Below are 24,529 nucleotides of genomic sequence, written 5' to 3'. Positions count from 1 at the left end.
CGGGCGGGAGAACGGACGGGATGACGGCAACGGCGACAGACGGTCGGGGCAGGGCACGCCGCTGGTGGTCGATGTGGGTGGTCGGCGGCGTGGATCACGACGCGGTGCTTCGACAGATCGCCGAGGATTCCGGCTGGACGGGGCGATACGCGTTCCTGATCGTGATATCGGCGGCGATCTCGCTGCTGGGCCTGTTGATGCCGTCGGTCGCGGTGTTGATCGGCGCGATGCTGTTGTCGCCGCTGATGATGCCGATCATCGGCCTGGGGTTCGGGATCGCCACGCTCGACACCCGCGAAATCCGGCGGGCGGCGATCGCGCTGGCGGCGGGTGCGGCGATCGCGGTGGCGCTGTCGGTGGTGCTGGTCAGCCTGTCCCCGATCCAGACGATTACCAGCGAGATCGCCGGGCGGACCCGTCCGACCCTGTTCGACCTGCTCGTCGCGTTGCTGTCGGCCGTCGCGGGCGCCTATGCACTCATCCGTGGCCGGGGCGGCGCGGTGGTCGGTGTCGCGATCGCCATTGCGCTGATGCCGCCGCTGGCGGTCGTCGGTTTCGGCATCGCGACATGGAACTGGACGGTGTTCTCCGGGGCGCTGTTGCTGTTCCTGACCAACGCCATCACCATCGCCCTGACCGCCGCGCTGGTCGCGCGCGTCTATGGCTTCGGCAGCCATTTGTCGCCGCAGCATACCGGCTGGCAGTTGTTGTTGTTCGTCGTCGCGTTGGGCGTCCTGTCGGTTCCGCTCGGTACCGGCCTGCGCCAGATCGCGTTCGAAGCCGTCGCACAGCGGCAAGTCCGCGATACGATCCGCGATCGGTTTCCCGACGCCTCGCGACTGGGACAGCTCGATATCGATTATGCCGCGACCCCGATCCGGGTCCGCGCGGTCGTGCTAACCCCGAAGGTCGACCCGCAGGCCGATCGCGTCCTGGCCGCCGATCTGCAACAACGTCTGGGGCGACAGATCGACCTGCACGTCGACCAGTTGCGAGTCGACCCCGACGCGGGCGGCGTCGAGGCAGCGCAGATCGCCCGTGCCGGAACGTCGACGCCCGATCCCGACCGCGACCGGCAGCGTGCGCTCGCCGACCTTGCGCTGATTGCGGGTAGCGACGCCGCGTCGGCGCGGATCGATCCGGCGAGCCGCACGATCGAGGCCGTTGCCGCAACGCTGCCGGGGCTCGGCATGGCCGGGTACCGGGCGCTGGAGACCCGCGCCGGACGGACGCTCGCGGCATGGCAGGTACGGCTCGCCCCGCCGCCCGATACCCCGTTACCGACCGTGGCGATCGATGCGGGCGTGATCGACAGCGTCCCGCTCGATTCGGCGGCATGGGGCTCGGCCCGGTTGGCGCGGGAGATATCGGTCGAGGGCGGTAACGCCAGCCAGCGTCGCGCGGTTGCACAGGGGATCGTCGACCGTGGGGGTATTGCGGTGGCCGGCAGTCCCGGCGGTGCGCTTCGCCTTGGCTGGGCGGCGACGACCTGACTGGTCGTCGGCTGCTGCCGATCGAGCAACGGAAAAGGCAACGTTCCCGAACGGCGTCCGTAACGATGTAACCGGAGGATGGCGTCGTCCCGGTGCCACAGCCGGGGCGGGGATCACGTTCCGGAAAAGCTAACCGCGATCCCCTTCTATCTGCTCCAGCAGCCGGTTCGGATCGAACGGTTTCCGCAGGAACGTAGCCTGAAGTGGCAGCTGGTCTTCGGGGATGCGGACGTGCCCGGAGACGACGAACAGCATCGTTGGGGGGAAGCGATTGCGGACATGATGTGCAAGCTTCAGCCCGTCCATCGATCCGGGCATCTGCACGTCGGTCAGCACCACGCCGATTTCCTGATGGCGGTCGAGGATGTCGATCGCGGCATCCGCGTGCTCGGCGTCGAAGACCCGCCAGCCGGCATCCTCGAAGAAGTCCATGAGGTCGAAGCGGATCAGTGCCTCGTCCTCGACGATGAGAATGGTTTTCGTGCCGATCGGCAGATCCTGGCCCACGCTTAGTTCCCGGTCACGAGCGCGGCATCACCAAGCCGGGCATGTAATTGGAATACCAATCCTTCCGGGCGGTATTCGGTTGCGGCCTGCCCCCGAAAATAGGAGCGGAGCGAGCGTTCGATCAGCGTGCTGCCGAACCCCTTGCGCTGCGGCAACGAAACTTCGGGGCCACCGCGTTCCTCCCAGCGCATCGAAAAGTTCGCGTCCTCGTCGCTGCCATCGATATCCCATGACAGCGACACCGAACCATTGTCGTTGGAAAGCGAACCATATTTCACGGCGTTGGTGGCCAGTTCGTGTAGCGCAAGGACGAACGCGACCGAAACTTCCGGCTTCAGCGTCACCCGCGGACCATCGATCCGAATGCGGTCGCCCAGTGCGGCGTGCGGGGCCAGGGTCCGCTCGATCAGCTGCTTCAGATCGGCCGAGCGCCACGATTTGCTGACCAGCACGTCGGTCGCCGCACCGAGTGCCGCGAGGCGGGATGTGAGATCTCGGCTCGCGGTTTCGGTATCGCGGGCATTGCGCAGCGTCTGGCTGGCGATCGACTGGACGATCGCTAGGACATTCTTGAGGCGATGCGCCAGTTCGCCGTTCATCATCGCCAGATCGTCCTCGGCGCGCTTGCGGTCGCGGAAGTCCCGGGTGACCGTACCATAGCCGACCATCGCACCATTCGCGTCGGTGATCGCGAACACCGAATAAAGCGCCGGAATGGCCTCCCCGGTCTGGAAGTCGCGCAACGCGATCTCACCGCTCCAATGCCCGTCCCGCGCGACCGCCGGCAACGCCACTTCAATGACTCTCGCGGCTTCATCGGGCGCGAAGAAGTCGGCGATCGTGAAATCGGTGGCGTCCACATCGCCGACGCCGACCATCCGCCGCGCCGCATCGTTCAGGTAGAAGACCCTGCCATCGGCCCATGCCATGCCGACGAAGTCGTTGCTGTTCTCCACCAGCCGGACGAAGCGGTCGCGCTCCTCCTCGCTCGCGCGAAGATCGCTGATGTCGCGCGATACCGACAGGATGCGCTCGGGCTGTCCGTCCGCCCCCGGGATCGGGCTGACGGCGACATGCCACCATTTGGGCGTGCCGGCCATCGTGTCGGCCTGCCCCATGAAACTGCGCGCTTCCCCCAGTCGGGCCGCTTCCAGCGCGGCGACCGCCGCATCGTTGCCGGCACCGCGCCAGAAGTCGGGCCAGGGACAGCCGACGATGGCGTTGAAGTCCGACACCTCCATCACCCGCTGGCCGCCTTCGGTCATGAAGGTCAGGCGGCCATCGAGATCGAGGATCTTGATGCAGTCGGTCGAACTGGCGAACACGCTGCGGATGAACGCCTCGCTCGTGGTCAGGTCTTTCAACGCAGCGTCCCGCTCGCGCTGCGCGATGACGCGCGAGGTGCTGTCCGATGTCACGTTGAGCAGCCCGACGACCTCGCCGTCTTCGCCGTGGATCGGCGAATAGGCAAAATCCCACCATGTATGTTCGGCGAAACCGTTGCGCGTCATCGTCAGCGGCTGTTCGCGAAAAACGCAGGATTCACCGGCAAAGGTGGCATCCACCAAAGGCTTGAGTTCATTCCAGATTTCCGGCCACACGTCGGCAGTGGGCCGGCCGAGCGCGTCGGGATGTCGCGCACCCAGCAGCGGGGCATAGGCATCGTTGTACAGGAGCACCCGCTCCGGTCCCCCCAAGATGCACATCGCATGACCCGACGAGGCCATCATGCCGACCGCGGTTCGCAGACTGTGCGGCCATGTCGCGTAAGCACCGAGCGAGCTGTTCTCCCACGGATGCGTCCGTATCCGCTCCCCCATCATCCCGCCGCCGGCGAAACATCCCGAACCAGACTTCATGTCGCCGTTTCCGTCCTGCTCGATGGTGAACGCGATGCCGCACCGGTCTGGCGCGGTTGGCATTCCACCTCGTACCCGAATAGCGAACCAGAAATATTTGTCGTCAGGTTTGTCGTCGTCGCCCTGATCTGAAGCGGCGACGGCTACCGGATGATGGCATCGATGTCCTGCTTGGCCGGAAGCGATGCAGAACGGCCGGGATCACGGCGATCGTACCGCGTCTATTCCCGAAATATCAGATAGGGTTGCGCCGGCACAGCGGCTAAGGAAGGCGTGTGTACGACAATCCTGCTTCGAACGGCCCGGACCCTGCATCGCTGCTGATCGCCGCCAGTGCGGCCTTGGCCGGCGCGCATTCGGTCGATGAAGTCGTGGATGTGCTGCGCCGAACCGCGCGGGCAGTAGTCGATGCGGACGGGATCGCCGTCATCATTCGCGACCGCGACCAGTGCCATTACATTGCCGAGGACGCGATCGGGCCGCTGTGGCGCGGTCGTCGGTTCCAGTCGGCGGATTGCATCTCCGGCGCGGCGATGCGGTCGGGCGAGACGATCGCCATCGCCGATATCCGGGTCGACGGGCGGGTGCCGCAGGACCTTTACAGCAGCACGTTCGTGCGCAGCCTCGCCATCGCTCCGATCGGCCAGCCCGAGCCGATCGCGGCGCTCGGCGCGTACTGGTCGGACGTGAATGCTGCGGATGCCGCGACGATCGGGCGGCTCGAGGGCCTTGCGAAGCTGGCGACGGTCGCGATCCAGAATGTCCGCCTGATCGAGGCGCGGGACCGTGCCGCCGCGCTGGCAGCCGCACAGAGCGACATCCTCGAACGGATCGTCCGCAACGAACCGCTTGGCGACACGCTGGATGCGATCATCGCGCAGGTCGAGCGGCTATCGACGTCGGGCGTGCTGGGGTCGGTGCTGCTGCTCAGCGAGGATGGCGAAACCCTGCGTCATGGTGCCGGGCCAAGCCTCCCGGCCGCCTATAACGAAGCGGTCGACGGCATCGCGGTCGGCCCGGCGGTCGGGTCGTGCGGCAGCGCCATCGATCGTGGCGAACCCGTCTTCGTCACTGATATCGCCACCGACCCGCTCTGGGTGGATTTTCGCGATCTCGCGCTGGCCCATGACCTGCGCGCGTGCTGGTCGACGCCGATCCGATCGGCGGCGGGGGCGATCCTCGGCACCTTCGCCATGTATCACCGCGAGCCACGCGACCCGGCACCGGCGGACCTCGAAATCGTCGACTTCGTCGTCCATACCGCGGGCCTCGTCATCGAACGCGCGCTGGCCTAGGCGGCCGCCCGGTCGGTCGAGGCGTCGTCGCGCACGCGCGAGCGCGAACTGCATTTCGCGCTCAAGGCGGGGCGGTTCGGGGCCTGGCATCTCGACCTCGTCAGCGGCGAACTGACGGCATCGGAGACGTGCCGCACGAATTTCGGCCGCGATCCGGGTGCCGAATTCCCCTATTCCGAATTGGTCACAGCGGTGCATCCCGACGACAGCGAAGCGATGCAGGCCGCCGTGGCCGCGTCGATCGCGACGGGCGGCGATTACGACATCGAATACCGGATCATCACGCCGTCGGGGGAAATGCGCTGGGTGCAGATACGCGCGCAGCCGGCCTATGCCGAAAACGGCGATCCCATCGCCATGACCGGGGTGTCGCTCGACATCACCCAACGTCGCGCGGCGGACGATCGCTTACGCGAATGGAACGATACGCTCGAGAGCCAGGTCGCCGAGCGGACGGCGGAGTTGCGGTTCCACCGTGACATCATCGAAGCGACCATCTCGCCCATCTGCGCCTTCGATCACGATTACCGGCTGATCGCCTTCAACAAGGCGCATAGCGACGAATTCTTTCGTATCTTCGCTCATCGCGTCCAGATCGGCGAGGTGTTCCCCGACCTCTTTCCGCCCGATCAGGCCATGGTCATGCGCGGCTTCATGGCCCGTGCGCTGGCCGGTGAGAGCTATATGACGGTCGAGGAGTTCGGCGATCCCGACCTCGCCAAGCCGCATTGGGAAGTCATCTACACGCCGCTTCTCGATGAAGCCGGCGGGGTGATGGGCGCCTTCCACGTCGCGAATGACGTTTCGCACCGGCTGCGATCGGAATCCGAGTTGCGGGCGACGCAGGACGCGCTTCGGCAGGCGCAGAAGATGGAGGCGATGGGCCAGCTGACCGGCGGCGTCGCGCACGACTTCAACAATCTGCTGACGCCGATCGTCGGCAGCCTCGACATGCTTCAGCGCAAAGGGATCGGCAACGAGCGCGAGCAGCGCCTGATCGCAGGCGCGATGCAGTCGGCCGAACGGGCGCGGACGCTGGTGCAGCGATTGCTTGCGTTCGCACGACGCCAGCCGCTGCAGGCAGTGCCGGTTGATGTTGCCACACTGGTTGCGGGCATGGGCGATCTCGTCTCCAGTACCACCGGTCCGCAAATCAGGGTCTTCGTGGCGACCGAACCCGATCTACCGCCTGCGCTGGCCGATCCCAATCAGCTGGAAATGGCGTTGCTCAATCTCAGCGTGAATGCCCGCGACGCAATGCCCGAAGGCGGCACGTTGCGGATCACGGCGAGCGCAAGGCGCGTGGATCGGCCAAACGAGGCAGCGGTGGCACCCGGCAACTATGTCTGCCTGTCCGTTGCCGATACCGGTATCGGCATGGACGAAGCGACGCTGGCCCGTGCCGTCGAGCCTTTCTTCTCCACCAAGGGGGTCGGTCAGGGAACCGGCCTTGGCCTTTCGATGGTCCACGGTCTCGCCTCACAGCTCGGTGGTGCGCTCGTCATCCGCAGCCGGCTCGGCATGGGCACGAACATGGAGCTTTGGCTGCCGCAGAGCGCCGAGGCGGCCACGCAGGTCGATGCCGCCGACCATCATGGTCCGACGTCGTTCAGCGGTCGCGTGCTGCTGGTCGATGACGAGGAACTGGTCCGATTGAGTACCGCCGATATGCTGGCGGACCTCGGGTACGACGTGGTCGAGGCCGCCTCCGGAGAACAGGCCCTCCGCGTTCTGAACGAAACGCCGATCGATCTTCTCGTCACGGACCATCTGATGCCCGGCATGACCGGCGTCGATCTGGCGCAGGAAGTCCGCCGTCGATCGCCGCAAATGCCGGTTCTGCTCGTCTCGGGCTTTGCCGAGGTCTGCGGGCTGGACGCAGCCCTGCCTCGTTTGGTCAAACCGTTCCGCAAGGACGAACTCGCCGCCATCATCGAACGGGTGTCGTGCCCCGACCGTTCGCTCGACGCATCGTCGAAGAATGGCTGAAACGCTGTCGGGATGGCCCGGCGGAAATGGAAAATGCCGGTGCAAGATTTTGTTTGATCGCAGGTCCGTGCGGATCGCGTTGCGCGCACCCTTTACACCCCTGGATGGGTAGGGCTTCGATGGAAACCGCCAACCGCGCAACTCCGCCATTCTGGCAGGCGCTGGTGACCCCTACGGGAGGTGCAGGCAGTTGCTGCACGGCGGCAAAATCAGATACTTAAAAGGCGCGCGCCCAATCGATCGTAGCGGTTTCGTAGCACTTTGCCGTTCCACCTCAAAGGCGAAACGTGCCTAGTTGGGACCAGGCAAGCGAGGTTGTCGATCACGTAAATTTCTTGCCTGCGTGAACCCTCGTCCCTATCGTTGTGAGACGCCTCGCCGCAGCCGATCGCCAGATTTGAGCGCAGCCTGATGTCCGCCAGCCGTCATGCCGAACGTCGGGTCTTGGAATTAATAACCAAGGGCCGACCGACATCCCGTGCTTTTCACGCATGGATGAACTGACAAGGTTGCAGAAGAACGGCTCTCTCTACGTAGCCGCAGCCCACGTCCGCGATCTCGTCACTCGGCATAGGAAATGGCAGCCGAGGGGTATCGGCTGCCTTTCCCATGCACCCTGCGACGCGTCAGCAGCGCGCTTTGCGCCTCGCGCGGACGCCAGCGGCTGCTGCATCGCGCGCGATGTCGTCGAGGGCTGCTGCCACCGCAACCGCGCCTGTCTGGTAGCCGAGCAGCACGATCGCACCGATCTCTTTGCAGTTGCGATCGGCGTCGAACCAGGTGCAGAAGCGCCGGCGGGCGGCGGCGGACGTGAAGCGGTGCCGATGCAGTACTTCCTGCCGCGTGCCGTTTGGACCGTCGAGCACCTCGCCGAGCAGGATCTCGCAAGGATCCTCAGCGATGTGCACGAACGTCCCGCTAACAGTCTCGAACGGGTCGGCGGCGATGAGTGCCCGCATGTGCCGGTCGAACGTCGCGTGGCCGACAGCCTTAGCAAGGGCACCCCATGCCTGCCAGTGGTCGCGGCGCCGCACGAACCACCGGATCCCCGCTTCGAGCGTGTTCCGATCCGACATCTCCGCCACCCAGTGCGGCGTGAACGGCCGGCCCAGCCCGACATCGTGCGTATCCGCGAAGAGAAGGTAGAAGCCGTTGCGATCATCGATGAGCACCTGATGGCGGTCGTGCGCATCGATCGTTTGAAGAAACATGGTAGTATCCTTGGCGTAAGCTCGGCGTGGGCAGCCGCTGCCGAATTTCATCCGTCGAATGACCTTCGAGCGCACCGCTCCAACCGCTTGCGCATCGTCGCCTGCTGGCGACGCGGGCACGTTCCTCGTGCCCGTGAGCCCCGTCACGCTGTTAACGACGAACTCGTCTTGACAACTATTCGGGGCTCGATACACTCGGCCTTCGCCGCTCTTGATTTCATCCTTCGGATTACATTCACTCGAGCGAACGAAGTTCTCTTCAACCGTCGCTTATGCGACGGCCGCGAACCGCTTGGACCGCTGCGCCAAGCGCGCGCCATTACTGCCGGGATCACCTCGACTTCGATCGGCGCGATCGTTCGGATCCGCCTCCGAATTGTTTGGTGTAGGCCAGCACGATCTCTCCCTGGGAAAGGCTGCGCGGGCCCGAGACATTCTGGTAGAAGGGCGAGAAGTCGACACGCTCCATTCTGCTGCGCACCCGACCACGAATGAAGTAATGCCCCTCCGGCTTCGCGAGGTCCTTGTCGCACACGCGACCGGCATGAGAGCCGTTGCGCTGGATCGCGAAGTTCGCGTCCGCTTGGTCAGTGAAGCAGAAATCCGGATGGATCTTTGGCAGGATGGGGACCGTACGAGGCGTCGCCTTGCGCTCCCAGATCTGGAAGACGGTCGGTACATCGTGATCCCGGCCCCGGAAGACATACGAATTCGCCGGCAGGCGTCGATCGCACACGAGATCGAAGTTGGCGTCGATGTGTTTCTGGATTCCAGCCTTGCGGATCGAGAGCGGCAGGATGAATGCGATCACCTCGACGTCGGGGCAGCACGCGGCATGTTTGATGAATTTGAGGGCAATGCTGGCGGCTCGCCCGAATGGCGGGTTACCGATAACCGCGACCGGTTTGCCTCGATCGAGCCATGAGGACAGACTCCGCTCGAGGAAGTCGGCGGCAAAAACCCCGGCACATTTCGGGTCGAGGTCGATACCGAGCCTTCCGAATGGCATGAGCGAATAGAAGGCTCCACCGCCAGCGCACGGATCGATCATCTGATGCCGCAGGGTGCCGTAGCGGGCGCGAAAGACGCTGTAGCAAAGCTCGGCTGTATCGGCCTTCGTGTAGAATTGATCCAGTTCGTCGCTGCGGTCGACATTGCCGATGGTCGCGATACGACAGGACGGGCTGAGGTAGCGGTGACGAAAGAAGCCGGGAACAACCAGTTGATCGTTTGCCGCCCACGCAGTGACACGGCAGTCCGCGTAGCCGTCACCAGCCAGTTCGCGCAGGCGCTCGAACAGTTCGTCTGGCTGGCTACCAATGCGGAAGGCATCCCACAGCCACCGTTCGAACGCTCGCCGCCGCTGCGGATTAGTCCGGGCCGAAACGAGGGAGGCATGGCTCGCTGAGCCTGGACCGTAGCGTCCTTCCCACGAGACGAGATTATTGCGCGTTTGGTCGGTGCCCTTGATTTCGATCGCGGCTATGGCGCCGTCGACCATCTTGCCGCTGCCGATGTCCCCCTCGGTCCACGTTTCCGCGCCGAGTTCCGCGAGTGCCCGCTCTCTTAGCTTCGGCTTGTATCCTTCCCAACCGTCCGCGGCGCCTGACGTGAAGCTGGTGAACGGGCCATCGTTGAAGAACCGATAAGTCGAGCCGCTGAAGGCCTCAAACTCGCGTTCAAAGTGCGGAACGTCGAACGTCACTTGCCAAATTCCTTGAGATCAGTCCCTGACGGCAGGTAATCTGTGCTCTGATGAACAAACGTCCGCAAGTGGGAGCGGCCTGACGCGAGTTGAACGACCGTTTCTGGGTCCTCACCACGGGCGGGAAGGGCCCCGCCTTCACCCATCAACTGGACGATTTCAGGAGGTAGCGCGCTGCCGACCTCAGCCTCTTGTTGACCCGCGCCCCGGCTCCAAACGCCTCAATGTCACGGACATGCGAAGGGTTTCACCGGTGCCGAACACGCTGCAGCTCGGCGACGAGGAACGCCACGGACCATCTGAGAAGCAGAACACCATTAATGCCCTCGATCGCTCCCACGATTCGCCACGGCACCGCGAGCGGCGCGTCCGAGAAGCCGATGGCGCCAAAGGTGATCGTAGAGAAGTAGAGCGTGTCCTGGAGCGTGGCAGTCGCACCGATCAGGAGATAGACGACGGCGTAGAACCAGATCTCGAGACCAGACAGCGTGAACAAACCGAGCGCAACCGCGCTCGTTTAGGCGTCGTTATACAGGAGCCACTGCTCCGCCCCCAGTATAAGGCCGCAATGCCTTTGGTGTTGAGGACCAGCGACAGCGAAGAGCGGAGCGACTGGGGCCAGTCCGCGTAAGCGCCCAACGGCGTGGCCGACCAGTCGGTGTCGCGGACCAGCTGGCCCATCTCACCGCCTCCGATAAGGGGCATAGCGTTCACAGCGGCGCTAGCGAACATGGGTCTGGCTTTCCTGGAAACGCGCATCCGCTTCGTTCATGAGAAGGCGCAGCGCGGATCGGACGACCTCGCTCGAGCTGCTGTACCGGCCCGACAAAACCTGTGCCTTGATGAAGGCATCCAGCTCGGTCGTAAGGGCGATATTACGGGTTGGCGTTGGCATGCCACGACTTCGTCAGGACCAGGCCGATTGTCAATGTTGGCCAATCGCGTCAGCGGCATAGCGGGATGTGATCGCCTCGGGAGCGCATGATAGGCAACTTGGTCAGGATGCTGCCCACGCTGCTACGCGATGGTGCGGCACCACCGTATCCGCCGATTTGCAGCGCCGGATCGCGTTGGCGGATGCGATGCAGGCGTAAAAAGAGTCGCGGAAAGATGCTCGCGACACAACCCGTGCGGCCCAGCCGACTCAAGCGTGAAGGAACCCCCGGATACGCTCGACGAGCACCTCCGATGACCACGGCTTGCGGACGAATTTGCCCCGGTCCGGCATGTCCGCGCTTTGCAACGGATGGTGGCCCGAGGTCAGCAGAAGATGGATATGGGGCCAGCGCTCATGCACCAGGCGGGCAAGGTCCAAGCCATCCATGCTGCCGGGCATGTCAACATCCGAGAAGAGCACATGTACATCCCGCTGCTCGTTCAGGATCGTTAGCGCCTCGTCGGCATTCGCTGCTTCGAAGACTTCGTATCCGGCATCTTCCAGGATGTCCGTGCCGTGCATCCGCACCAGCGTATCATCCTCGACGACCAGCACGGTCGCAATAAAATTGGTATCTGGCATTCCCGGCTCTCCGCCCGGGTCTGCCCGGTCATGATCATTGCTCCACAACGCTGGAGCACAGGTGAAAGGTGCACGTCAGTCCGAGCAATGATTCCGACGTAGCAGCGGCATGGTAAAGATGAATGTTGTAGCAATCGTATCCGACCGCGCGACCAGCGTGCCGTCGTGCGCGCGAGCGATCTCCGACGCGATGTGGAGCCCTAGGCCCAGACCCTGCCGCACCCGGTCATGGCCGCGAAAGAAAGGCTGGATCAACCGCTCGATCGCATCGGGCGGGATCGGTTCGCCCCCGTTCGATACGGCGATGGTCAGTTCATCGTCAGTCGTCGTCGCTTCGATCCGCACCGACTGCTCCCTTGCACCATGCGTGAGGGCGTTGCCGAGGAGATTGGACAGCAATTGACCGACGCGGATATGATCGCAGTCGACCAGCTCATCGAGCGTATAGTGGGCGGTGATCTCCCGGCCGGGCGTGACCGATTGCAGTTCGGCAACCACCTGACGCAGGACGGGCTCCAGCGGCTCATTGGTGTTGCGGGTCAGCGCTATGCCTCCGCCAAGGCGCCCACGCGCAAAATCGAGCACGTTGTCGATCAGCCCGCTGGCGCGCACCACGCTTCCCGCCATCAGCGCCACCACCTTCTTGCCGCGCGCGGTGAAGCTCTCCTTGTCGAGCATATGGATGCCGCTTGAGATCGACGCGAGCGGGTTGCGCAGATCGTGGCCCAGCACCGCGATGAATTGCTCGCGCAACTCGGCGTCGGCCCTTTGGGTGGCGACGGCGGCCTCCGCCTTGTTGCGCGCCTCCAGCAAGCCGCGCTCGTATCCGCGACGTTCCGCCGCGAGGAACATGGCGAACCGAAGTCGCGGCTGCGCCTCGTCGCCGCTGTGGCTCGCCACGGCGTTGACCAGCATGGGGATGCGCTTGCCGTCCTGCCGGACGAGTTCGATCGCAACCTCGTTCAGGCGGCCTTGCATGTGCAGCGTCGGCGCGAAGTGGGTCTCGTAGAAGATTTTGCCGGTGATTGGCATCAGGTCGGAGAGCCGCTTGCCGACCAGCGCGTCGTCGGCATGGCCAAGCCAACCGAGCAGCGTCCGGTTCGTGCGGGTGATACGCCCGTCCCGATCGGCCAGCACGTAGCCGCATGGCGCGGTCTCGAACAGATCCTCAAAGTCGAGCGCCACCGCCTGGGCCGCGACGGTCTCGTTCACCGTGTCAGACAAAGGCTTTGATCGCAGCGATCGTCGCCTCCGGTGCACTCATGTTCGGGCAATGACCGGTTGAGTCCAGCACCACAAACTCACTGCCGGGAATGGCGTTGTGGACATACTCACCGACCACCTGTGGCGCGATGACATCATCCCGACTTTGCAGGATCAGTACCTCTGCGTCGATCGGGCCAAGATCGCCGCGGCTATCCGACATGAAGGTCACGCGCGCGAACCGCTTCGCGATCTCGGGATCCGTGCGGCAGAAGCTCGCCGTCAGTTCCTCGCCAAGCTCCGGCCGATCAGCGTTGCCCATGATGACCGGCGCCATCGCCTCGGACCAGCCAAGATGGTTGCTGTCGAGGAACTCCAGCAGTTCGGTGATCTGATCGCGCGTGAAGCCACCCGTGTAATCCGCGTCATCGATATAACAGGGCGATGGCCCAACCAGTATCAGCGTCGAGAACAGCTCCGGGGCGCGTCGGGCGGCGACAAAGCCGATCATCGCGCTCACGGAATGACCGACGAACACCCCACCCGTGATGCCGAGCGCCCGCGCCAGTTCGATTACATCATCCGCATAGCCGTCGATCGACGAATATCGGTCAGGGTCGAAGGCGGACAGGTCGGAGCCGCCGGCACCGACATAGTCGAACAGTACCGTCCGGAACCCGTCCTCGAACGCCGGTGCGACAAAGCGCCACATATTTTGGTCGCAGCCGAAGCCGTGCGCGAACATCATCGTGCGCTTGCCAGCACCACGCGTGTGAGCATTCAACCGCCTTTGGACCGTGGCGTTGAAGTCGCGGGTGTTGGTCATCTCGGAGGCGAGCATCGGCAGGCGCAATCCCATCAGCGGTAAGAACAAAACGCTCAGGCCAGGCGGCAACGCGAGCAGCGAGCCGATAGGTTAGCACGGCATTATCGATCACGACACAGGTCAGACCCGGTTGAAAGCCCACGGTGTCACAGCCGACCGGTTGTGACACTACCCGCATTCTCAAAAAGGATGCTGTTTTGAGAAACGTTCGGTTCGCCCGACCTGACCGCTCGTCAGCTATGCGATCCACTAGCTAAAATCAGAATGTCAGAGCAAACCTTTGCCCGTCTAAGTTGGCGGTGTCGCTTCTCGCCGCATGAAGGTCCAGTCGATCAGAGCTTCGATCGATGGTCCGAGCGCCAGACCTATCTCACTCAGCGCGTATTCGACTCTGGGAGGAACCTGCGGATAGATCGTACGGGTCACAATCCGATCCTTTTCCAAGTCCTTGAGCTGTTGAATCAGCATCTTCTGATTCACGCCTTCGACACGTCGTTCGAGTTCTGAAAAGCGCAGCGGTGCCCTTGCTGCAAATAGCTGGAAGATGATCACCATCTTCCACTTGCCCTCCAGGACGCGGAGGGCTTCGCTCGTGGCAGCAGCCCAGACAAGCTGCTGCTGTGGGTCCTCGCATTGCCAGTCACGCTGCAAGGCTCACTTACCTTTAGGTGGGTAGCCCACCTTTTAGTGGGTTCTTGTCGCTTCCGGCACTTGACCATAATTCCCGGTGCGACGCAACGATCGCAGAGGGACGACACATGAAGATCGGCATTCTTGGGACAGGGCACATCGGCAAGACACTCGTCATCAGGTTGAGCGCGGCGGGCCATGAGGTGAAGGTCGCCAACTCGCGCGGGCCCGAGACGATCGATCCCGAGCTCCTGTCAGCCGGCGCCCGCGCCGTGACGACGGAGGACGCGCTAACCGACGTTGAGGTCGTCATCCTCTCGATACCTCTCAACCGTATCGCCGAAATTGCACCGTCGGTGGCTCGCCTGCCTGACGAGACGGTCGTGATCGACACCTCCAACTATTACCCGTTCCGGGACTCCAAGATCCAGGCGATCGAAGACGGAAAGGTCGAAAGCGTGTGGGTGGCTGAGCAACTTGGCCGCCCGGTCGCAAAGGCATGGAATGCGATTGGCTCCGCGTCGCTCGCGAAGAAGGGCAAGCCGGCAGGTACACCGGACCGGATCGCCATTCCCGTTGCAGCAGATCGTGAGCGCGATCGGCAGATCACGATGGCGCTGGTCAGCGATACGGGCCTGGATGCCTTTGATGCCGGCTCGCTAGCGGCCTCGTGGCGTCAACAGGCCGGCGCGCCAGTCTATTGCACCGACCTGACCCTCGCCGAAATTCCTGCGGCTCTCGACGCTGCGGAGAAGGACAGGCTTCCTAAGCGCCGGGACTTGGCGGTTGCGGTTATGCAGGAACGCTTGGGTGACGGAACCACGAACCCTGACGAGGACTGGGGCGTCCGCCTCGTCCGCGCCATTAATATGTAAACGCCGCCCGAACCGCTCCATTCCAATAGCCATTCACCTACCAGAGGATCAGACCATGACCCGCGTTGTACGCTTTCACGAATACGGCCCCGCAGACGTGCTGCGCATCGATGACATCGACGTTCCTGCACCTGCCGCTGATGAGGTGCAGATTGCAGTCAGAGCGATCGGCCTGAACCGCGCAGAGGTAATGTTCCGCAACGGCGCTTACCTTCAGGAAGCGGAGTTCCCCTCGCGGCTCGGCTACGAGGCCGCAGGCACGGTAAAGACCACCGGCAGCGATGTGTCGGGCTTCGCGAATGGCGACGCCGTGAGCGTCATCCCAACGCTCGATATGTCGCGCTGGTCTACCTATGGCGAGATCATCAACATCCCGGCGCGCTACGTCGTCAAGCATCCCACCGCCCTCTCGTTCGAGAAGGCAGCCGCCTCCTGGATGCAGTATGTCACGGCCTGGGGTGCGCTTATCGATCAGGCGAAGGTCACCGCAGCGGACTTCGTAATCGTGTCGGCCGCATCGAGCAGCGTCGGCATCGCGGCGATCCAGGTGGCTCGCAGCGTCGGGGCGACGGTGATTGCGACCACCCGTACGAATGCTAAGGCGCGGGCGCTGACCGATGCCGGTGCGCATCATGTGATCGCCACCGCCGATGGCGACTTAGCGGCGCGTGTGAACGAGATCACCGGCGGCAAGGGCGCTCGAGTGGTGTTTGATCCGATCGGCGGTCCTGCCATCGCCCAATTTGCCGAGGTAATGGCTGTGGGCGGCATCCTGCTGGAGTATGGCGCCCTCAGCCCTGACGACGGGCCGTTCCCGCAGTTCACGGTGCTGGGCAAAAGCCTGACGATCAAGGGCTACCTTTACACCGAGATCGTCGGCGATGACCAAGCGCTTGCGCGAGCAAAGGCGTTCATCACGGAAGGGCTGGAAACGGGCAAGCTCGATCCGCTGGTTTCGCAGATTTTCCCGTTCGACCAAATCCAGGAAGCAACCCGTTTCCTGGAATCCAACGAGCAGATCGGCAAGATTGTTGTAACTATCTGATCTCTAGCGGGGGAGCGGCTGACGCGCTCCCCCGCCCGAAAAGGAAGGTCAAACAGGACAACGCCGTTGATACACGCGCTGCGCGTCTCTTCCAGGTTACGCTTTCCCGAAATCTGTTCCCGATTGGATTTTCCCGAATTTGCCGGTCGGACATGAGAAAACGGGAATTGACGAGCGGTTTGAACGGACGGTTTCAGGAACACATGCCGATCAAGTGAACAGCCGAAATGGGGCGCGATCGGCCATGATGCCCGGTGTCACAACCGAACGGTTGTGACACCACGTACCGGCGGCTTTTGACCGTTCCAATCCTGAAAGCTGACTGGCAGGAAAGTCCCCAGATCTCGCCGTTTAGCACCGCGAGTGGCGTGAGCTTCCGGCCCCGAGTTGAACATGAATAAATGGCAGAACTTGGGGAGTGGAGGGGGCACTCTGGATGTCTGCAACTGGGTCTCTTTGATCCGGTGGGATATGCAATCGGTCACCTTTGAAGGAGAGACGGCAGTCGAGGAACGTAAGGCGGGGCTAGCCTCGTGCTTCGTAACCGTTAATATGGAGAGCATGTTGCTTACCGCTGCGCTTCTGATCGTGGCCGTTTCTGGCCAATCCGCTCCCAATTCAGGGTCTGACGACCGTTGTGCGAAGGCCCTACAGGCTGCGGCAAAGGAAAGCCGGGCTGCCTCCGACGGCCTCGCAGCAGATTCCCGGTACGCCGAAACCCACAACGGCAGCTTTTCACCAAGCATGACGCAGGATTTCCTAGGCCGGTACGACAAAGCCCGAAGCGGACGGCCAAGAGACTATCCCCCCCTTACGGCCACCGTTTTGAGCTCCGCCGAGCAAGCACAACGGCAGTCTGCCGTAAATGAATTCCTTCGATTCCGAACGGCAAGGTTCGAACGGGAAGCGACAGACAGGCTTGAGCGAACCATAGCTGCTTGCCCCCATCGAGCCGATGAGCTGCGAGCGATGATGGCGGGAGCGCGTCACCGCGAATAGGTCTTGGCCCTATAAACCGCTGCAGCCGCGGAAGAAGTCCCAGCCATTTGCCTGCCCCTGATGCGTTTGGGCCGGAGCATGTAGGCGCTTCTTGGTGTCGGCTCCAAGCCCTGCTCATTCGCCGACCGAAATGAACGAGTGGCCGAAGTTGGGAAGCCGACACCGTGCCCAGAATGGCCATATCTGGGTCGTCGCTTCATGATGGCAAGAACCGGGTTTCGACGGAGCAGGCGAGTGCCTGACGGCATGACTGGGTGTCAGCCAAGCGGTCTCAATTCACCCGCGATAGTCAGGAGTGCCCGCAAGCCCGCAGGCACTTGCCGGCGTCCAGAATAATAAAGGTAGAAGCCAGGTCCAGTTGTTGCCCAGTTGGTCAGCACAAGCCGAAGGCTGCCGTCGGCAACATGCCTCGCAAACAGGGCCTCAAGGCCGAACGTCAAACCTGCGCCGTTCAGCGCCATCGCCAGGGTCGATCGGCTGTCGTCAGCGATCATCGAACTTTTGATGGACACATCGAAGTCGCCGTCCGGCCCCTCGAACTCCCAGCGGTAGATGCTGTCGTCACCGAGCCGTACCCCCAAGCAGCGGTGCTTCTTCAAGTCGTCTGGATGAACTGGCGTGCCGTGCTCTTCAAGATAGCCAGGGGAGGCAGCCACAGCCCATCGGAGATCAGCTGAAAGACGCTGCGCGATCATATCTTCAGGAACGGTCCCGCCATAGCGCACGCCGGCGTCGAACCCCTCACCGACGACATCGACGATACGGTTGCTGGAGACGAGATCGACTTCGATGTCGGGGTGACGGCGAGACAACTCAGCCAGCACGGGGCCGAGCACCAGCGTTACCGCATCGACCACGGCGTTGATGCGGATCTTCCCACCAGGATTGGCGCGGAGCTGATCAAGGTTCAGCAGCGCAGAGCCGATGTCGGCAAACGATCCGGAAACGGATTTCTCCAGCGCCTTGCCTGCCGACGTCAACGTCACGGCTCGGTTCGTCCGGTTGATCAGACGAACGCCCGCACGCTCCTCGAAGCCCTTCAGTGCGTGGCTGACCGCGGAGGCAGAAACGCCAAGCTCAAGCCCGGCCAGTCGGAAATTGCGATGTCGCGCGATCGCCAGAAAACAGGCCAGGTCAGTTAGGTTTGTTCGGGTAACGAGCATGGCTGATGCTGAACCAGATTCATGGTTGCATCAAGTAGTGTATGGGTAACCGCCTTTCTCCTAATGCGTTTAATAGTCTTGATCGGCGACGATAGCCCGCATGCGGAGGTCCGGATGGCCAGTGAGACTTTCCAACTATCACGAAGGGAGATGTTGATGAGCAGCGCCACCACTGCCGCGGTATCTTCATTTGCGGGTGGAACGGCCGAAGCCGCGCCATCCGCGAAAGCCTGGCCGACGTACAAGGTCGCTATGAAAGTGAACGGCACGTCCCAAGCGCTGACGCTTGATCCGCGCACCACCCTGCTCGATGCACTACGCGAACATCTGCACCTGACTGGCACGAAAAAAGGCTGCGATCACGGACAGTGCGGCGCCTGCACGGTCATCGTCAACGGCGAGCGGATCAACGCCTGCCTCAGCCTCGCCGTCCAGCATGAAGGCGATGACGTGACCACGATCGAGGGGCTGGGTTCTCCCGGGCGCCTCCACCCAATGCAGGCCGCCTTCGTCAAGCATGACGGGTATCAGTGCGGTTACTGCACGCCGGGGCAGATCTGCTCCGCAGTTTCAGTATTGGAGGAAATCAAGCGTGGCATTCCCAGCCATGCGCAAGCCGATCTTATGGCGGCCCCGCAGCCTACCGGCGCCGAAATGCGTGAGCGGATGAGCGGCAATATCTGCCGCTGCGGTGCCTATTCCAACATCGCTGAGGCGATGGCCGATGTCGCAGGAGCGCGCGCATGAAGAGCTTTACCTACGAGCGAGCAAAGACGCCTGCCGACGCGGCTCGGATAGTCGCGCGCAATCCCGGTGCGCGTTTCCTAGCAGGCGGTACCAACCTCCTCGATCTGATGAAGCTCGAGGTCGAGACGCCGACCCATCTGGTCGACGTCCAGGACCTTAAGCTCGACCGGATCGAGACGACGGACACTGGCGGGCTGCGTATCGGTGCGTTCGTCAGCAACACCGCGCTGGCGAGCGATGAGCGAGTGCGGCGTGACTATGGCATACTCAGCCGCGCTATCGTTGCCGGCGCCTCGGGCCAGCTGCGGAACAAGGCGACGACCGCGGGCAATCTGCTACAACGGACGAGGTGCCCGTATTTCTACGATACCAACCAGCCCTGCAACAAACGCAAGCCGGGGTCGGGCTGCGCCGCAATCGGCGGCTATTCGCGCCAGCTTGCCGTGATCGGGTCGAGCGACGCCTGCATCGCCACCTATCCTGGCGACATGGCGGTCGCGATGCGCGTGCTCGATGCCACGGTCGAGACGGTGAAGGCGGACGGAAAGACACGATCCATCCCGATGGGCAGCTTTCACACGCTGCCAGGCAACACGCCCGAGCGCGATAACGTGCTCGATCACGGCGAACTCATCACCGCGGTCATGCTACCGCGTCCGGTCGGTGGGACGCACGTCTACCGCAAGGTTCGCGACCGCGCGTCCTATGCATTCGCGCTCGTATCGGTCGCTGCCATCGTTCAGCGCGACGGCAGCGGACAGGCAGCGTTCGGCGGTGTCGCTCATCGGCCCTGGCGCGTGGAGGCAGCAGAGGCGGCGATGCCCCGCGGCGCGGCCGAGATGGCGAAAGCCGTCTTCGCCGAGGCGCGGCCGACCGACGACAACGCATTCAAGATCCCACTCGCGACGCGCACCCTCGCGGCGATAATTGCAGAGGTGATGCCATGATCTTCGACACACCCGCAGGCGCCAACCCTACCGACCGGATGAAGGTGCTCGGCAAGCCACTCGATCGCTACGAAGGGCATCTGAAGACCACCGGCACCGCGACCTATGCTTATGAATGGCAAGATGTCGCGCCCGGATTCGTGTACGGCTACATCCTAGGCGCCGCGATCGCCAAGGGCCGGATCACGATGATCGACACCCGCGATGCCGAACGTGCGCCCGGCGTGGTCGGGGTCGTCACGTACCTCAACGCCGGCAAGCCCGGGGTCGGCAAGTTCTACGTCCAGAAGATGCTCGCCGCGCCGGAAGTCGACCATTACCATCAGCCGGTAGCCGTCGTCGTTGCGGAGACCTTCGAACAGGCTCGTGCGGCCGCAGCACTGGTGCGGGTCGACTACCAGCGGACGGCGGGGCGGTTCGATCTGGCCGCGCAGAACGCCAGCGCGCCGGTCCCACCGGAGGGCGAGTTTGGCGGCCCCAACGAGAAGCAGGTCGGCGACTTCGTCAGGGCGTTCGCCGCGGCACCGGTCAAGATCGACGAGATCTATACGGTGCCGGACCAGGCGCACGCGATGATGGAGCCGCATGCCTCGATCGCCAAGTGGGATGGCGACCGCCTAACGTGCTGGACCTCGATCCAGCAGATGAACTGGGGAACGCGCGACCTCGGGCTGATCCTCGGTATCCCCAAGCAAAACGTCCATCTGATCTCGCCCTACATCGGTGGCGGCTTCGGCGGTAAGGGGACCGTGCAGATCGATCTGGCGCTGGCAGCGATTGCCGCCCGCGTGGTCAAGCGTCCGGTGAAGATCGCGCTGCAGCGGCCGATCATGTTCAACACCACGATCCACCGGCCAAAGACGATCCAGCGCGTGCAGTTGGGCGCGGGCCGTGACGGGCGGCTGACCGCCATTGGCCACGATAGCCTGTCGGGCAATCTGGTTGGCGGGCGGACCGAGCCGACCGTCACCTCGACGCGAACGCTCTATGCCGGCGCGAACCGGCTGACCCGGATGCGGCTGGCTACGCTTGACCTCGCCGAGGGCAATGCGATGCGCGCGCCGGGCGAAGCCCCGGGGCTGATGGCACTCGAGGTCGCGATGGACGAGCTGGCGGAAAAGCTGAAGATGGATCCGATCGAGCTTCGCGTCGTGAATGACACGCAGGTCGACCCCGAAAATCCGGACAAGCCGTTCTCGACGCGTGCTTTCGTCCGCTGCCTGCGGGAAGGGGCCGAACGCTTCGGCTGGGACAAGCGCCAGAGCAAGCCCGGTACCGTCCACGACGGGCAATGGCTGATCGGCATGGGAATGGCGGGGGCAATCCGTGGCGGCAAGATCGCCAAGGCCGGCGCGCGTGCCCGGCTCGATCGGCACGGCGTAGTGACGATCGAAACCGACATGACGGACATCGGCACCGGCAGCTACACCGTCGTCCAGCAGACCGCGGCCGAGATGATGGGCGTCACACCTGACCGGATCGTCGTCAAGCTTGGCGATTCCACCTTTCCGGAAACACCGGGATCGGGTGGTCAGCAGGGTGCGCCGTCAGTGACGGCGGGCGTCTATGCGGCCTGCATGAAGCTGCGCGAAACCGTGGCCCAGCGGCTTGGCTTCAACATCGCTGACGTCGATTTCGCTGATGGACAGGTCCGCAGCGGCAATCGTTGGGTAAAACTCGCCGATGCGGCCAGGGACGGCGAGATCGTGGTCGAGGACCTGATGGAGTTCGCCAAGCTCGCCGATCAGTTCCAGCAGCAGACGTTCGGGGCGCATTTCGCCGAGGTCGCGGTCGACGCCTATACCGGTGAGGTCCGGGTGAGACGCATGCTCGCGGTCTGCGCGGCGGGCCGCATTCTCAATGCCAAGACCGCGCGCAGCCAGGTGATCGGCGGGATGGTGATGGGCGTTGGTGCGGCGCTGATGGAAGACATGGCAATCGACAAGCGCTTCGGCTTCTTCGTGAACCACGATCTCGCAGGGTATGAGGTACCGGTCCACGCCGACATCCCGCATCTCGACGCCTTCTTCATCGACGAGGTCGATCCGACGATCTCGCCGGTAAAGGCCAAGGGCGTCGGCGAGCTGGGTCTGACCGGGGTCGCACCAGCGGTCGCCAATGCGATCTACAACGCGACCGGCGTTCGCGTGCGCGAGTATCCGATCACGCTCGAAAAGCACCTCGATGGGTTGCCAACGATCACCTGACCAGCGGTACAAGCCGAGGCGTACCGCATGCCTATGGGTTCTCCGGAACCCCTTTTTCCAGGACCATGACAAAAAGTTGAAGGCCATGCACACTGCCGTAACGAACGAGGCGAAACCCTCATCCGTGGCCCGTTGGGGACCGATCTGCGCGCTGACGCTGTGCGTCTCCACCCTGATCGCGTCCGAGTTCATGCCGGTCAGCCTGCTGACCCCGATCGCATCGGATCTACGCGTGACCAAGGGCGCGGCGGGCCAAGCGATCTCCGTATCCGGGCTTTTCGCTGTCGTAACGAGCCTTTGCATCGCCACGCTTTCGCGCGGGATCGATCGCCGAGCGTTGCTGCTCGGCCTCACTGCCCTCATGCTCCTGTCGGGTACGACCGTGGCGCTAGCGCCCACCTATGCCGTGCTGATGGTTGGGCGGGCGTTGCTAGGGATCGTCATCGGTGGCTTCTGGTCGATGACGACCGCAACGGTTATGCGGCTGATGCCGGAGGATCAAGTGTCGCGTGCCCTGTCGCTGCTCAACGGCGGCAACGCGCTCGCGACAACGATCGCGGCTCCGCTCGGCAGTTTCCTGGGACAGTATATCGGCTGGCGCGGCGCTTTCCTTATCGTCGTGCCGCTCGCGGCCGCGACCTTCGTTTGGCAATGGGCGACGCTTCCGTCGATGCCGTCGGATCGATCCAGGCGTAGCGCGAGTGCGCTCGGCGTCATGCGGCAGCGGGGTGTGGCAGGCGGGATGATCGCGCTGGCGCTGCTCTTCATGGGACAGTTCTCGCTCTTCACTTACCTGCGCCCGTTTCTCGAGCAAACGGCCGGGCTCAGCACCAGTCAATTGTCGCTTGTGCTGCTCGGCATGGGTGGAGCCGGGCTGATTGGCAGTTGGTTGGTCGGACGGGCCGTGACAAGGAGCCTTGTCGCCACCCTTGCGCTGGCCCCGATCCTCATGGCAGCGATTGCGGGCGGATTGATCGTATTTGGCACGATGCCGATGGCAGTGGGACTGCTGCTGGCGCTCTGGGGTTTCATCGGAACAGCGGTGCCAGTTGCGTGGTGGACGTGGCTCGCCCGCATATTGCCCAGTGACGCGGAAGCTGGCGGTGGGTTGATGGTCGCGGTGATCCAGTTGGCGATAACCATTGGGGCCGCCGGCGGTGGATTGTTGTTCGATGTCGGCGGCTATCAGGCGACGTTTCTGGCGAGTGCGGCCACTTTGGGTGCGGCTGCGCTCGCCGCGCTCGTCGCCGGGCGCAACGCGTCCCAGATGAACAAATGTCTGAAGTTGGGCGATTGGTAGAATGTCTGGAACGTCCGGCTATGGGTCACCAGGGCAGGAGGGCAGAGCGGCAGCTCGCGACCAGCTCACGCCGTTCCGGAGCGCCATGATGAACGTCGGCTCGCGCCGGAATCGGTGATTCGATGGCTAATCGCAAAGATCGAAAAGCGCGGGTGCGCCATTCCATGCCGAATATAGGTTTCGGCCGTCCCAGTAATTTACCTCGCCGTTGCGGACGGACCGCTTCGCGCGAAAGACATTATCCGCTCTCAGACGATCAAGGCACGCGGGGCCGATCTCAGGCACCTCGCTGCCCCTTTGCCCGTAACCATCGTCCGAGATGGTTCGCGCAGGAATGGTCATTAACAGTGCTGCGTGCTTTGTCTCCTTAATGACGATTGCGAATTGGTTCATGATGACAGAGTAGCCTGTGCTCGCCTGAACGATACGGGGATCCTTTGAAGTGAGATCTTGAAGCGGCGAAGAAACCGCTTGGGGCATGACCAGCTTCGACTTGTCGCGTATGATCCCGTCGCTGGCGTCCCGGCACCATTCGCTGACATCGGTAGAGGTCGTCAGCGTCATGGGAATGCGGGTCCGGCTGGCGAACTTCCGTGCCGAGGGAAGGTAGTCGGAGGTGGTGACGAACATGCTCTTCTGGGCCGCTTCTACGTCGGCGACGCCATGAAGCGCGGCGACTGCGGATAGGTCGATCTTGTTTCTAGGAGCATAGCGCTTGGCTTGGACCAACGTCATTATGTCGCCCAGTGGATCCCTCTGGAGCACGCGGACATCTATGCCTCCGTCATTCGAACCAGGGCCTAACTCGCACGTGAACCCTTGAGCCTGGAAGATTCGGAATAGTAACGTCTCGAATTCGCGCCAAGTGAGGCGGTGGAGGTCCTCTGGGCGTTTCGCGAAGTACGAGTATAGCTCTTCGTAAACGTCTGCGACGTCCGGCTGCCCTCGTATCAGCTAGCGCTTCGAGCATATCATCGACCTGCTCGACGTTTAGAGGGTCGGTGAAAGC

21 protein-coding genes are annotated in these 24,529 nt (G+C 63.2%); 9 read left to right on the top strand and 12 right to left on the bottom strand.

The features are described from left to right. Positions 1 to 20 precede the first annotated feature (20 nt). Positions 21 to 1,493: a DUF389 domain-containing protein gene (locus tag ASE50_RS17665; protein ID WP_235512426.1), complete on the top strand. Its 1,473-nt coding sequence runs from the start codon at positions 21 to 23 to the stop codon at positions 1,491 to 1,493. 129 nt (positions 1,494 to 1,622) lie between these two features. Here ASE50_RS17665 and ASE50_RS17660 read toward each other — a convergent pair whose 3' ends face one another. Beyond that, the gene (locus ASE50_RS17660) at positions 1,623 to 2,000 is read right to left on the bottom strand and encodes a response regulator (protein ID WP_082439105.1); all 378 of its coding nucleotides are present in this window, start codon (positions 1,998 to 2,000) and stop codon (positions 1,623 to 1,625) included. A 2-nt stretch (positions 2,001 to 2,002) separates the two neighbouring features. After that, entirely contained in the window at positions 2,003 to 3,922 is a 1,920-nt protein-coding gene (locus ASE50_RS17655; RefSeq protein WP_056403734.1) for a PAS domain-containing sensor histidine kinase, read from the bottom strand. A 212-nt stretch (positions 3,923 to 4,134) separates the two neighbouring features. Between ASE50_RS17655 and ASE50_RS17650 the strand changes: the two genes are divergently transcribed. Both ASE50_RS17650 and ASE50_RS17645 read left to right on the top strand, forming a co-directional pair. Beyond that, complete coding sequence (locus tag ASE50_RS17650) at positions 4,135 to 5,154, top strand: GAF domain-containing protein (RefSeq protein ID WP_056403730.1); 1,020 nt, start codon at positions 4,135 to 4,137, stop codon at positions 5,152 to 5,154. 48 nt (positions 5,155 to 5,202) lie between these two features. Further along, a complete protein-coding gene (locus tag ASE50_RS17645; protein WP_200909464.1) occupies positions 5,203 to 7,143 on the top strand; it encodes a PAS domain-containing sensor histidine kinase in 1,941 nt (646 codons plus the stop codon). A gap of 626 nt (positions 7,144 to 7,769) precedes the next feature. Here ASE50_RS17645 and ASE50_RS17640 read toward each other — a convergent pair. The 8 genes from ASE50_RS17640 to ASE50_RS17610 form a co-directional block, all read right to left on the bottom strand. Beyond that, positions 7,770 to 8,354: a hypothetical protein gene (locus ASE50_RS17640; protein WP_056403727.1), complete on the bottom strand. Its 585-nt coding sequence runs from the start codon at positions 8,352 to 8,354 to the stop codon at positions 7,770 to 7,772. Between the two features lie 331 nt (positions 8,355 to 8,685). After that, a complete protein-coding gene (locus ASE50_RS17635; protein WP_056403724.1) occupies positions 8,686 to 10,059 on the bottom strand; it encodes a hypothetical protein in 1,374 nt (457 codons plus the stop codon). A 247-nt stretch (positions 10,060 to 10,306) separates the two neighbouring features. Then, a complete protein-coding gene (locus tag ASE50_RS17630; protein WP_056403721.1) occupies positions 10,307 to 10,555 on the bottom strand; it encodes an ion channel in 249 nt (82 codons plus the stop codon). A 225-nt stretch (positions 10,556 to 10,780) separates the two neighbouring features. Beyond that, complete coding sequence (locus ASE50_RS18400; protein WP_082439104.1) at positions 10,781 to 10,954, bottom strand: type II toxin-antitoxin system ParD family antitoxin; 174 nt, start codon at positions 10,952 to 10,954, stop codon at positions 10,781 to 10,783. 249 nt (positions 10,955 to 11,203) lie between these two features. Continuing rightward, positions 11,204 to 11,578: a response regulator gene (locus ASE50_RS17625; RefSeq protein ID WP_056403718.1), complete on the bottom strand. Its 375-nt coding sequence runs from the start codon at positions 11,576 to 11,578 to the stop codon at positions 11,204 to 11,206. Positions 11,579 to 11,653: 75 nt separating this feature from the next. Then, entirely contained in the window at positions 11,654 to 12,790 is a 1,137-nt protein-coding gene (locus ASE50_RS17620; RefSeq protein WP_056403715.1) for a PAS domain-containing sensor histidine kinase, read from the bottom strand. A gap of 4 nt (positions 12,791 to 12,794) precedes the next feature. Then, complete coding sequence (locus ASE50_RS17615; RefSeq protein WP_235512425.1) at positions 12,795 to 13,640, bottom strand: alpha/beta fold hydrolase; 846 nt, start codon at positions 13,638 to 13,640, stop codon at positions 12,795 to 12,797. A 255-nt stretch (positions 13,641 to 13,895) separates the two neighbouring features. Further along, on the bottom strand, positions 13,896 to 14,258 hold the full coding sequence (locus ASE50_RS17610; protein ID WP_056403711.1) for a winged helix-turn-helix transcriptional regulator: 363 nt from the start codon (positions 14,256 to 14,258) through the stop codon (positions 13,896 to 13,898). Between the two features lie 17 nt (positions 14,259 to 14,275). On the opposite strand from ASE50_RS17610, the gene ASE50_RS17605 reads away from it, so the two are divergent. Both ASE50_RS17605 and ASE50_RS17600 read left to right on the top strand, forming a co-directional pair. Beyond that, entirely contained in the window at positions 14,276 to 15,112 is an 837-nt protein-coding gene (locus ASE50_RS17605; protein ID WP_082439103.1) for an NADPH-dependent F420 reductase, read from the top strand. A 55-nt stretch (positions 15,113 to 15,167) separates the two neighbouring features. After that, on the top strand, positions 15,168 to 16,157 hold the full coding sequence (locus ASE50_RS17600) for a zinc-dependent alcohol dehydrogenase family protein (RefSeq protein ID WP_056403705.1): 990 nt from the start codon (positions 15,168 to 15,170) through the stop codon (positions 16,155 to 16,157). 1,256 nt (positions 16,158 to 17,413) lie between these two features. Here ASE50_RS17600 and ASE50_RS17595 read toward each other — a convergent pair. Beyond that, complete coding sequence (locus ASE50_RS17595) at positions 17,414 to 18,319, bottom strand: LysR family transcriptional regulator (RefSeq protein WP_056403702.1); 906 nt, start codon at positions 18,317 to 18,319, stop codon at positions 17,414 to 17,416. Between the two features lie 114 nt (positions 18,320 to 18,433). On the opposite strand from ASE50_RS17595, the gene paoA reads away from it, so the two are divergent. The 4 genes from paoA (at position 18,434) to ASE50_RS17575 (ending at position 23,520) form a co-directional block, all read left to right on the top strand. Next, positions 18,434 to 19,066, top strand: a complete 633-nt coding sequence (paoA, locus tag ASE50_RS17590) for an aldehyde dehydrogenase iron-sulfur subunit PaoA (protein ID WP_056403925.1) — start codon at positions 18,434 to 18,436, stop codon at positions 19,064 to 19,066. Then, on the top strand, positions 19,063 to 20,013 hold the full coding sequence (locus ASE50_RS17585; RefSeq protein ID WP_056403699.1) for an FAD binding domain-containing protein: 951 nt from the start codon (positions 19,063 to 19,065) through the stop codon (positions 20,011 to 20,013). Before paoA ends, ASE50_RS17585 begins: the two co-directional genes overlap by 4 nt. Continuing rightward, positions 20,010 to 22,220: an aldehyde oxidoreductase molybdenum-binding subunit PaoC gene (gene paoC / locus ASE50_RS17580; protein ID WP_056403696.1), complete on the top strand. Its 2,211-nt coding sequence runs from the start codon at positions 20,010 to 20,012 to the stop codon at positions 22,218 to 22,220. The genes ASE50_RS17585 and paoC overlap by 4 nt, the downstream gene beginning before the upstream one ends. 85 nt (positions 22,221 to 22,305) lie before the next feature. Then, the gene (locus tag ASE50_RS17575; RefSeq protein ID WP_056403922.1) at positions 22,306 to 23,520 is read left to right on the top strand and encodes an MFS transporter; all 1,215 of its coding nucleotides are present in this window, start codon (positions 22,306 to 22,308) and stop codon (positions 23,518 to 23,520) included. 126 nt (positions 23,521 to 23,646) lie between these two features. Here the strand turns inward: ASE50_RS17575 and ASE50_RS17570 are convergent, their stop codons facing one another. Further along, positions 23,647 to 24,471, bottom strand: coding sequence for a restriction endonuclease (locus tag ASE50_RS17570; protein ID WP_268794951.1), 825 nt, complete (start codon positions 24,469 to 24,471; stop codon positions 23,647 to 23,649). Between the last annotated feature and the right edge of the window lie 58 nt (positions 24,472 to 24,529).

This window comes from Sphingomonas sp. Leaf5 (assembly GCF_001421155.1).
Taxonomy (GTDB): Bacteria; Pseudomonadota; Alphaproteobacteria; order Sphingomonadales; family Sphingomonadaceae; genus Sphingomonas.
Note: the sequence above shows the minus strand (reverse complement) of the source record. Positions and strands in the feature narration are given on the sequence as shown.